10 protein-coding genes and 1 pseudogene are annotated in these 10,662 nt (G+C 62.6%); 4 read left to right on the top strand and 7 right to left on the bottom strand.

Annotation, left to right across the window (positions count from 1 at the left end; translation table 11 throughout):
* From EN914_RS39155 to cyoA, 7 genes and pseudogenes are all read right to left on the bottom strand, one after another.
* A pseudogene (locus tag EN914_RS39155) lies at positions 1-132 on the bottom strand (nucleoside triphosphate pyrophosphohydrolase); the annotation flags it as partial.
* Positions 133-212: 80 nt separating this feature from the next.
* Positions 213-1,397 carry an amino acid aminotransferase gene (locus tag EN914_RS10550; RefSeq protein WP_024505198.1) on the bottom strand — a complete coding sequence of 395 codons (1,185 nt, stop codon included), beginning with the start codon at positions 1,395-1,397 and terminating at the stop codon, positions 213-215.
* 252 nt (positions 1,398-1,649) lie between these two features.
* Positions 1,650-2,357 (bottom strand): SURF1 family protein, encoded by a 708-nt coding sequence (locus tag EN914_RS10545; RefSeq protein ID WP_032899651.1) that lies wholly within the window; start codon positions 2,355-2,357, stop codon positions 1,650-1,652.
* 96 nt (positions 2,358-2,453) lie between these two features.
* The gene (cyoD, locus tag EN914_RS10540; RefSeq protein ID WP_013531503.1) at positions 2,454-2,834 is read right to left on the bottom strand and encodes a cytochrome o ubiquinol oxidase subunit IV; all 381 of its coding nucleotides are present in this window, start codon (positions 2,832-2,834) and stop codon (positions 2,454-2,456) included.
* Positions 2,831-3,457 carry a cytochrome o ubiquinol oxidase subunit III gene (gene cyoC, locus EN914_RS10535; protein ID WP_013531504.1) on the bottom strand — a complete coding sequence of 209 codons (627 nt, stop codon included), beginning with the start codon at positions 3,455-3,457 and terminating at the stop codon, positions 2,831-2,833. The genes cyoD and cyoC overlap by 4 nt, the downstream gene beginning before the upstream one ends.
* A 5-nt stretch (positions 3,458-3,462) precedes the next feature.
* The gene (gene cyoB, locus EN914_RS10530) at positions 3,463-5,475 is read right to left on the bottom strand and encodes a cytochrome o ubiquinol oxidase subunit I (RefSeq protein ID WP_024505201.1); all 2,013 of its coding nucleotides are present in this window, start codon (positions 5,473-5,475) and stop codon (positions 3,463-3,465) included.
* A gap of 15 nt (positions 5,476-5,490) precedes the next feature.
* The gene (cyoA, locus tag EN914_RS10525) at positions 5,491-6,660 is read right to left on the bottom strand and encodes a ubiquinol oxidase subunit II (RefSeq protein WP_024505202.1); all 1,170 of its coding nucleotides are present in this window, start codon (positions 6,658-6,660) and stop codon (positions 5,491-5,493) included.
* A gap of 166 nt (positions 6,661-6,826) precedes the next feature.
* On the opposite strand from cyoA, the gene EN914_RS10520 reads away from it, so the two are divergent.
* The 4 genes from EN914_RS10520 to EN914_RS10505 all read left to right on the top strand — a co-directional run bounded on the left by EN914_RS10520 (position 6,827) and on the right by EN914_RS10505 (position 10,655).
* A complete protein-coding gene (locus EN914_RS10520; RefSeq protein ID WP_024505203.1) occupies positions 6,827-8,140 on the top strand; it encodes an MFS transporter in 1,314 nt (437 codons plus the stop codon).
* Positions 8,141-8,178: 38 nt separating this feature from the next.
* The gene (locus EN914_RS10515; protein ID WP_032809459.1) at positions 8,179-9,459 is read left to right on the top strand and encodes an ATP-binding protein; all 1,281 of its coding nucleotides are present in this window, start codon (positions 8,179-8,181) and stop codon (positions 9,457-9,459) included.
* Positions 9,449-9,982 carry a response regulator transcription factor gene (locus EN914_RS10510; RefSeq protein ID WP_024505205.1) on the top strand — a complete coding sequence of 178 codons (534 nt, stop codon included), beginning with the start codon at positions 9,449-9,451 and terminating at the stop codon, positions 9,980-9,982. The genes EN914_RS10515 and EN914_RS10510 overlap by 11 nt, the downstream gene beginning before the upstream one ends.
* Positions 9,983-10,139: 157 nt before the next feature.
* Positions 10,140-10,655 (top strand): sigma-70 family RNA polymerase sigma factor, encoded by a 516-nt coding sequence (locus tag EN914_RS10505; protein ID WP_224674198.1) that lies wholly within the window; start codon positions 10,140-10,142, stop codon positions 10,653-10,655.
* The last annotated feature ends 7 nt before the right edge of the window (positions 10,656-10,662 follow it).

Here is a 10,662-nt window from a genome sequence, read left to right as displayed (position 1 = left end):
ATAGGCCTCTTCGATCGTGTAGGGCGCGATGGTCGAGAAATCCTGTTCGATATCCCAGGGACAGCCGGTCTTCGGCGCCCGCAGCGCCGCCATGATCTCGATCAGGCGCGAAATGTCTTTCGATGGCGTCATAGGGCTGATGCTATCGCGCGGCCGGCCGCGCGGCCAACGCTGTCAGCCGGCGAGAGTGCCTTGTCCACAGGCGAGCCACGTCAGTCGAGCACAGAAACGATCGCCTTGGCGAGCTCGTCCATGCCGTCCTCGGGCAGGCCGGCGACATTGATGCGGCTGTCGCCGACCATGTAGACGCCGTGCTCGGCGCGCAGCCGTTCGACTTGCGCTTCGGTGAGGCCAAGGCGGGAGAACATGCCGCGATGGCTGGCGACGAAATCGAAGCGGTCGGAATTGGATTGCCGGCGCAGGGCTTCGGCGAACTGGACACGGAGTCTCAGCATGCGCAGCCGCATCTCTTCAAGCTCGGCTTCCCAGTCTGCACGCAAGGCGGCGTCCTCCAGCACGATGCGTACGGCTGCTGCCCCGTGGTCCGGCGGCATCGAATACATGGCGCGCGCCGCCGACAGCATCTGGCTCATCGCCACATCTGCCTGTGCGCCGTCCTTGGCCAGGATCATTGCTGCGCCGACGCGGTCGCGGTAGACGGCGAAATTCTTCGAGCAGCTCGACGCGACGACCATTTCCGGAACTTTCGCCGCCAGCAGGCGCAAGCCGAGGGCGTCGGCCTCAAGGCCATCGCCAAAGCCCTGATAAGCGATGTCGACGAACGGCAGCAGCGCGCGCTCGACGACCAGATCGGTAACGGCTGCCCACTGTGCCGCATCCAGATTGGCGCCGGTTGGGTTGTGGCAGCAGCCATGCAGCAGCACGACGTCGCCGCTCTTTGCGGTCCGCAGGGCCGCCAGCATGTCGTCGAAGCGAACAGCACCCGACGCGGCGTCGAAATACGGGTATTCACGGATCTGCAGGCCGGCGGCGCGCATCACCGGCATGTGGTTCGGCCAGGTCGGGTCCGACAGCCAGATGGTTGCGTCCGAACGCGTCCGCTTCAGCAATTCCGCCACCAGCCGCAGCGCGCCGGAGCCGCCAGGCGCCTGTGCGGCGCGGATGCGCGTCATGTCGGCGCCCGGACCGAAGGCGAGCTTGGCCATCACCGTGTTGAAGCCGGTATCGCCGGCAAGGCCGAGATAGGTCTTGGTGTCCTGGGCCTGCAGCAGGCGCTTTTCCGCCTCGCGCACGGCGCGCATAACCGGCGTCTTGCCGTCGCGATCCTTGTAGACGCCGACGCCGAGATCGACTTTGTCGGGGCGCGGATCGGCGCGATAAAGGCCGATCAGGGCCAGGATCTTGTCGGCGGGGGCGGGCTGCAGGGTCTCAAACATCGATAGGGCTCCAATGGCGGCGGAGTGATACGCAAATCGGTCGCGTTTCGCCAGCGGTTTTAGCTAGGTGCTCCAGCCCGAGACGGCTGGGAAGCCTGCCCTGCGCGCTCATGGATGAGGGTTTGAAGGGAAACCTATTGATGCGCGTCGGAAATGACCAGCCGGCACGAGCAGAGCGATCACGCCATCCTCTGCGCCGGCATGAGCGCTTCCGTGCGTAATTTCGGCTTTGCCTCGGCCAGCGGTCAGCGGTCAGCCCCCGCCGGGCCTGTCTTTCACAGCCTGCCGCAACAGACAGGCGACCGCGCCCAGCACCATCAAGGCCAGCCCGAACCATGTCAGGGCATAGACCAGATGGTTGTTGTGGAACGAAACGACCGTCAGGCCGCCGACCGGCCACCCTCCCGGATTGGGCGTGGCATCGGCATCGATGAAATAAGGAGCGACCTGCCCGACGCCTTGCTTGGCGGCGATCGCCTGTACATCGCGCGAATACCAGCGGTTGGCAGCCGGATCGTTGGTGCGCAGGAAGCCGCCTTTCGGTTCGCTGATGCGCAACAGGCCATGAATTCCGGTGTGATCGCCCGAGGGCTTGCCTGCGAAGCGGGTTGCCGGATCGCGCTTGTCCGTCGGCACGAAGCCCCTGTTCACCAGAATCGTGAAGCCATCATCCGCTCGGAACGGCGCCATTACCCAGAAGCCACCGCCGAGATCGGTGACCGCCTGGACCAGGGTCTCGCGATCACCGAGAAACCGGCCCGTGACGACGAGGCGGCGATACTCGTCATCCCTGGCGTTGATCGCTGGCCAGGCCGAAGGCGCCGGGGCGGCCACGGGTACTGCCTTGAGACGCTGGTCGACACGCTCGATCAGGTCGAGCTTCCAGACGCGGCGCTCCAGCTGCCAGATACCGAGCGCCGAGAACCCTGCGATGCCGATGGCTCCGCAAAGGCAAAGCATCAATAGCGTCCATCTCGAACGCGTAACCCTTTGGCCGTCGCCTGTAGTCGGATGCGGTGTCGTCCGCGCCTGTTCGTCCAAAGCCAGGTCCCTCTCTCAGGGTATCTGACTCATGTCATGGCCGGGCATCATGTTGACGTTCAGATGGTACATGACCCAGAGCGAGCCCGTCAGCGCGATCATCACCAGGATGAGGGTGAAGATCAGCGCCATCATGGTCCAGCCGCTCTCCGACCTGGTGTTCATATGCAGGAAGAACACCATGTGGACGATGATTTGCACGACGGCGAAGGCCATGATGGCAATCGCCGACGCCATCTGATTGCCGAGCGCGTTGGTCATGACCAGCCAGAAGGGAACGGCGGTCAGCACGACGGACAGGCCGAAGCCTGTCAGATAGCCGGCCAGCGAGCCGTGATTGACGCCGTGATGCGCGTGGCTGTGGTTGCTGGTGTCTGTTTGGTGCCCGGCGCTCATCGCAACATTCCCATCAGATAAACGAAGGTGAAGACGCCGATCCAGATGACGTCGAGGAAGTGCCAGAACATGCTCAGGCACATCAGGCGCCGCTGGTTCGCGGCGATCAGCCCATGCCTGGAGACCTGCACCATCAGCACCACCAGCCAGACCAGGCCGAAGGTGACGTGCAGGCCGTGCGTTCCGACCAGCGTGAAGAACGACGAAAGAAAGCCGCTGCGCTGCGGCGTCGCCCCCTCGTGGATGAAATGGGCGAATTCGTAGAGTTCGATGCCGAGAAAGGCGAGGCCGAACAGGCCCGTGATCACCAGCCACACCTGCATCGGCCTCACTCGCCCTTTCGCCATCTCCAGCATCGCGAAGCCGTAGGTGATGGAGGACAGGAGCAGCATGGTGGTGTTGAGCGCGACCAGCGGAAGATCGAACAGGTCCTTCGGCGCAGGCCCGGCGGCGTAGTTGCCACCGAGCACGCCGTAGACTGCAAACAGCATCGCAAAGATGAGGCAGTCGCTCATCAGGTAGATCCAGAAGCCGAGCATGGTGCTGCTGCCGCTCTCGGCATGGCCGTGGTCGTCTTCCAGGTGGAAGATCGTGTCGTCGATCACCGTGTCGGCGTGTGCCATGGTGCTCATCCCGCCTGGCTGGTGGCTGCGAGCAGGCGTGTCCGCTCGTCCTCGACGCGGGTGACGTCGCTGGACGGAATGTGGAAGTCCCGGTCGTAATTGAAGGTATGCGCGATGGCGTAGCCGATCAGAGCAACGAAGCTGACGATCGCCAGCCACCAGATGTACCAGATGAGCGCCACGGCAAGCACCACGCTCAACCCAGCCAGAATGACGCCGGCTCCGGTGTTGCGCGGCATGTGGATGTCGTGGAAGCCCGTCAACGGACGCTGGTAACCGCGATTCTTCATGTCCGCCCAGGTGTCGAGATCGTGGACAACCGGCGTAAAGGCGAAATTGTAGGCCGGGGGCGGCGACGAGGTTGCCCATTCGAGTGTACGCCCGTCCCACGGATCACCGGTGTCGTCGCGAAGCTGCTCGCGCCGGCGCACGCTGACGAAGATCTGGATGAGGAAGGACAGGATACCAAGCAGGATCAGGAAGGCGCCAAAAGCGGCGATGATGAACCAGATCTGCAGCGAGGGATCCTCGAAGGTGCGTAGCCGGCGCGTTACGCCCATCAGGCCGAGGATGTACAGCGGCATGAAGGCGAACCAGAAGCCGACCACCCAGAACCAGAAGGACATCTTTCCCCAGAACGGATCGAGCCGGAAGCCGAATGCCTTGGGGAACCAGTAGCTGATACCGGCAAACAGGCCGAACAGCACGCCGCCGATGATGACGTTGTGGAAATGCGCGACCAGGAACAGGCTGTTGTGGAGCACGAAGTCGGCCGGCGGAACCGCGAGCAGCACGCCGGTCATGCCGCCGACAGTGAAGGTCAGCATGAAGGCGACTGTCCACATCATCGGCAGTTCGAAGCGGATGCGGCCGCGGTACATGGTGAACAACCAGTTGAATATCTTGGCGCCTGTCGGGATCGAAATGATCATCGTGGTGATGCCGAAGAAGGAGTTGACGCTCGCTCCCGACCCCATGGTGAAAAAGTGATGCAGCCAGACGAGATAGGACAGGATGGTGATGACGATGGTTGCGTAGACCATCGAGGTGTAGCCAAAGAGCCGCTTGCCGCAGAAGGCCGAGGTCACTTCGGAAAATATGCCGAAGGCCGGCAGGATCAGGATGTAGACCTCGGGGTGGCCCCAGATCCAGATCAGGTTCACGTACATCATCGGATTGCCGCCGAAGTCGTTCGTGAAGAAGTTGGTGCCGACATAGCGGTCGAGAGCCAGCAGGGCCAGCACCGCCGTCAGCACCGGGAAGGCGGCGACGATGAGCACATTTGTGCAGAGCGCGGTCCAGGTGAAGATCGGCATTCTCATCATGGTCATGCCAGGCGCGCGCATCTTGACGATGGTGCAGACCAGGTTCACGCCCGACAACAGCGTGCCTACGCCCGCCACTTGCAGCGCCCAGATATAATAATCGACACCGACATCGGGACTGTAGCCGATACCCGACAGCGGCGGGTAGGCGAGCCAGCCGGTGCGCGCGAATTCGCCGACGAACAGCGACATCATGACGATGACCGCGCCGCCGACCGTCATCCAGAAGCTGAAATTGTTGAGGAACGGAAACGACACGTCGCGCGCGCCGATCTGCAGCGGGACGACGAAATTCATCAGGCCCGTCACCAGCGGCATCGCCACGAAGAAGATCATGATGACGCCGTGCGCGGTGAAGATCTGGTCATAATGATGCGAATTGAGATAGCCTTCCGAACCGCCGAAGGCCATCGCCTGCTGGAGCCGCATCATGATGGCGTCGCTGAAGCCGCGCAGCAGCATGACGATGCCGAGCACCATGTACATCACACCGATGCGCTTGTGGTCGACGCTGGTGAACCATTCGCGCCACAGATAGCCCCAGAGCTTGAAATAGGTCAGCGCGCCGACGAGGGCGATGCCGCCCAGCGCGACGACTATGAAGGTCGCGACCACGATGGGCTCGTGCAGCGGCAGCGACTCGAGCGTAAGCCGGCCGAAGATCGCCTTGAGAAGAGCAGGATTGTCGAACATGTCTTGCGTGGCGCCTCAGGAGTTGAAGGGCGACCGAAGCGTGCCGGTTGCGGAAGGTGACGGCAGTCGGATCGACAGGGGCAGTGGCCGTTGCAGACCAGCGCCGACTATCGGCGTCGAGGTCATCGGCGTGGCGGATTGATCAGCCTTCGAAGGGGCCAGTGCTTCTTCGGTCGTGCATATGCTGGCGACATAGGATGGGGCAGGGCCGAATATCGTGCCGCGCCGGGCGAACTTGTCATACAGCAGCGGAAGGGTGTTGCGGATGCCGGCCATCCCCAGACCGCCCTTGGCATCGATCTGCGACATCTCGCTCATGCACATCTTGCCGGGCTCGACGCACATATTGAGGATCGCCTTGTAGAGATCGCTATCCACCGCCGCATAGTGGCGCACGGGTTGGTTCTCACTGGGCTGTTCGAGCTCCAGGTAGCCGTTTCGGTCGAGCTTGCCGCCGCTGTCCTTTGCCTTCGCGATCCATGCCTGGAAACCGGCATCCTCGAGGCCGTGGAACGCGAAGCGCATTCCCGAGAAGCCGGCGCCGCTGTAATTGGCAGAGAACCCTTCATAGTCGCCGGACTTGTTGATGACGGCGTGCAGCCTGGTTTCCATACCCGGCATCGCATAGATCTGGCCGGCCAGTGCTGGAATGTAGAAGGAGTTCATCACCGATGCGGAGGTGATGCGAAAGCTGATCGGCCGGTCGACCGGCGCAGCCAGTTCGTTGACCACGGCGACGCCGTACTCCGGATAGATGAACAGCCATTTCCAGTCGAGCGCGACGACTTCGACCTCAAGCGGGCGCACGTCCGGCGGCAGCGGCTTGCCGGCCGCTACACGTCCGATCGGACGATAGGGGTCGAGCAGATGGGTGCCCATCCAGGTCACCGCGCCCAGGCAGATGATGATCAGAAGCGGCACAGCCCAAATGACGAGTTCGAGATGGGTCGAGTGGTCCCAATCCGGCTCGTAGCGCGCCTCGCGGTTGGACTGGCGGTATCGCCAGGCAAAGAATATGGTGAGAGCCATCACCGGTATGATGACAATCAGCATCAGTGCCGTGGACACCATCAGCAGGTCGCGCTGCTGCTCGGCGACGTCGCCGGCAGGGTTCAGGACGACCATGCTGCAGGAGCCGAGCGATGCCAGCAGGGGCAGCAGGAAAAGGGTACGGAGACGGCTCAATGTATGACCTGTCGGTTGTTCCCCCCAGTGCTAACCGTACCGCGGCGATGAAGGCATTGGACAATTTGTCCAATGCCGCAATGACGCGGCAGGCGTCATCAAAGCATCTGGCCCGCGCACATGGCAAGCGATCGTATGAGACCGCGGCGGGTCGACGGAGAATGCTGTGAGCCCAACTTCGAAGATCGAAGCCGACGCAAGACGGATCAATGCGCGGCATCATGAGGTGAAGCCCGGCGAAATCGCCGTTGGCGTCATCATCGGCAGGACGTCGGAATTCTTCGACTTCTTCGTCTATGCGATCGCTTCCGTCATCGTTTTCCCCAAGCTCGTATTTCCTTATGCCGACCCGTTGACCGGCACGCTCTACTCCTTCGCCATCTTCGCGCTTGCCTTCATCGCGCGGCCGATCGGGACGGCGATCTTCACCGCGCTCGACCGCGCCTACGGACGCAGCGCCAAGCTCACCATCGCGCTGTTCCTGCTGGGGACCTCGACCGTGTCGATCGCCTTCGTGCCCGGTTACGACCAGATCGGCCCGGCTTCGGCCTGGCTGCTGGCCATGTTCCGGATCGGTCAGGGACTGGCGCTGGGCGGGACATGGGACGGACTTGCCTCGCTGCTGGCGTTGAATGCCCCCGAAAAGCGTCGCGGCTGGTATGCGATGATCCCGCAGCTGGGCGCGCCACTCGGGCTCATCGTCGCCAGTGCCCTGTTTGCATATTTCGTCGGCAACCTGTCGGCTGAAGACTTCTTCAGCTGGGGTTGGCGCTACCCGTTCTTCGTCGCCTTCGCCATCAACGTTGTCGCCCTGTTCGCGCGGCTGCGCATCGTGGTGACGCCGGAATACACCAAACTGTTCGAAGGCCAGGAACTGGAGCCGACTTCCGTCCGCGAGACGTTGCGCGCCGAAGGGCGCACTGTCGTGCTCGGCGCTTTCGCGCCGCTGGCGAGCTTCGCCCTGTTCCACATGGTGACGGTGTTTCCTCTGTCCTGGATCTTCCTGTTCACGCGCGAGGGACCGGCACGGTTCCTGGTCATCGAGACGATCGGAGCCTTCTTCGGCCTGGCGGCAATCGCGATCTCGGGCGTCGTTGCCGACCGGGTCGGGCGCTGGCCCTTGCTTGGAGGCTCGGCGGTGGCCATTGCCGTGTTCAGCGGTTTCGCGCCACAGCTGCTCGATGGCGGCTTCGTCGGAGAGTCCGTCTTCATGGTGTTGGGCTTCGTCCTGCTCGGCCTGTCGTTCGGCCAGTCTTCGGGAGCACTCGCCTCGAACTTTTCAAAGAACTACCGCTATACAGGTGCTGCGCTGACCTCGGATCTCGCCTGGCTGTTCGGCGCCGGCTTCGCCCCCATTGTCGCCCTGTTCCTGTCCGCCCATTTCGGGCTGATCTCGTCAGGCGCCTATCTGCTGTCGGGAGCGCTATGCACGCTGCTGGCGCTGCGGCTCAACCAGCGCCTGGATCGGACTCCCGCTTGAGTGACCTGCTTGGCCAGGGCTGGGGACCTCCCGGCCCAATGACGCTGCACGACAAGACTAACAAGCAGAATTTCCTGCTTCTGATCCAACTGCGCTGGATCGCCGTCGGCGGTCAGATCGTGACGATCCTGTTCGTCCGCTACGCGCTTGGCATCGGCCTGCCGCTGGTGCCGATGGCAGTGGTGATCCTGCTGCTGATCGCTCTCAACGTCGCCAGCCTGCGCCGGCACAGCAGCCAGGACGCGATCACCAACACCGAGCTGTTTCTTGGACTGCTGCTCGACGTCACCGCGTTGACGGTCCAGCTTTACCTGAGCGGCGGCGCGTCCAATCCCTTCATTTCGCTTTACCTGCTCCAGGTCATCCTGGGCGCGGTACTGCTGGAGACATGGTCGGTCTGGGCGCTTGTCCTCATTGCAAGCACGTGCTTCATCGCGCTGACCACCTTCTACCGTGAGATCAGCCTGCCCGCCGCACACGGTGCCGGGCTGTTCAGCCTGCACATTCAGGGCATGTTCATCTGTTTCGTCCTGGCGGCAACGCTTCTGGTGCTGTTCATCACCAGGGTCCAGAACAACATTCGCACCCGCGACGCTCATCTTGCGGATTTGCGCCAGCAATCGGCGGAGGAGGCTCACATCGTCAGGATGGGCCTGCTCGCCTCTGGCGCCGCGCATGAGCTCGGCACGCCGCTGGCTACGCTTTCCGTCATCCTCAACGACTGGCAGCGCATGCCGGTTCTCGAGGCCGATCCGGATCTGGCGCAGGAAATCCGGGAGATGCAGGGCCAGTTGGACCGTTGCAAGAAGATCGTTTCGGGAATCCTGATGTCGTCGGGCGAATTGCGCGGCGAAGGCACGGTTCGCACCTCCGTCGATGCCTTTCTGGCGGAGCTGGTGGCCGAATGGAAGTCGACACGGCTGCCGCAAGGTTTCGAATACACCAGGCGTTTCGGCGCCAACCAGGAGATCGTCTCCGATCCCGCGCTCAAACAGGTGATGTTCAATGTGCTGGACAACGCACTTGAAGCGTCGCCTCTATGGGTCGGTTTGATCGTCAGCCGCCACGCGAACGATCTCATCATCGAAGTTGTCGACGCGGGACGGGGATTTGAAGAAACCATGCTTGCTGAATTCGGCAAGCCCTACACGTCGACCAAGAACCGGCCAGGTAGCGGGCTCGGCCTGTTTCTGGTCGTCAATGTCATCCGCAAGCTGGGGGGTAGCGTCACCGTAAGAAACAGAACCGAAGGGGGAGCTTCGGTTACGTTGCATCTGCCGCTGGCTGCTCTGTCTCCGCGAGGGCACAATGCCGACTAAACGCACGCTGCTGATCGTCGAGGACGACATCGCCTTTGCCAACGCACTGCGCCGGTCTTTCGAACGGCGTGATTACGAAACGCATAGCTGCCGGAGCGTCGACGGCGTGCAGGCGCTGATCGGCACCGTTGCCTTCCAATATGCCGTCGTCGATCTCAAGCTTGCCAGCGGCTCGGGCCTTGAGTGCGTCAGGGCGCTGCACGAACACGATCCTGAAATGCGGATCGTCGTGTTGACCGGCTTTGCCAGCATCGCCACCGCTGTCGAGGCGATCAAGCTCGGCGCCTGCCAGTATCTCGCCAAGCCCGCCAATACAGACGACATTGAAGCGGCTTTCGGCCAGGTCGAGGGCAATGCTTCGGTACCGCTCGCCGAGCGGCCAACCTCGATAAAGAACCTCGAATGGGAGCGCATCCACGAGACGCTGGTGGAAGCCGACTTCAACATTTCCGAGACGGCACGACGGCTCGGCATGCACCGCCGGACACTGGCGCGGAAGCTGGAGAAGAGGCGTGTGAAGTAGGCACGATCCACCGGGCATGGCACATCGTGGCGATGCCGATGATAAGATTGATGCCGGCAACAATCGTTGCATTCGAACGATGTCCTCCAAAGGAAAAAATTGGCAGGGCAGGGAATAAAATCCCCACATGCTCCGTAAACAGGACATGAAACCGCCGATGCCACGCTTTGACATCATAGGACAGCTCGGTTCGCTGCGCCGCTATGCGCGCTCGCTGACGCGCGACAGCACCGACGCCGAGGACCTTGTCCATGACGCGCTGGTGCGCGCTTATGAGCGGCGCAGCACCTTCCGCTCCGGCGGAAACCTGCGCGCGTGGCTGCTGTCGATCGTCCACAACACCTTCATCGACAGGATGCGGTCCCGCAAGTCCGAGGCGTCGCGCGTCGAACAGGCTGGATACCTGGCCGACGGCAGCACGCCGGCACCACAGGAACATTCGGTGCGCCTGGCGCAGGTGCGCCAGGCTTTTTTCAGCCTGCCGGAAGAACAGCGTTCAGCGCTGCACCTCGTCGCTATCGAAGGCCTCTCCTACCAGCAGGCCGCCGACGCCAGCGGCGTGCCGCTCGGCACGCTGATGTCGCGCATCGGCAGGGCGCGCGCCGCACTGCGCGAGATGGAGGAGCCGGCGAAGGCAAAAAACCACCTCAGGATCGTTGGAGGCCCTTCATGACCGCAAC

This window comes from Mesorhizobium sp. M7A.F.Ca.CA.001.08.2.1 (assembly GCF_003998455.1).
GTDB classification, from domain to species: Bacteria; Pseudomonadota; Alphaproteobacteria; order Rhizobiales; family Rhizobiaceae; genus Mesorhizobium; species Mesorhizobium ciceri.
The sequence above is the reverse complement of the archived record's forward strand: the minus strand, read 5'-3'. Positions and strand labels throughout refer to the sequence as shown.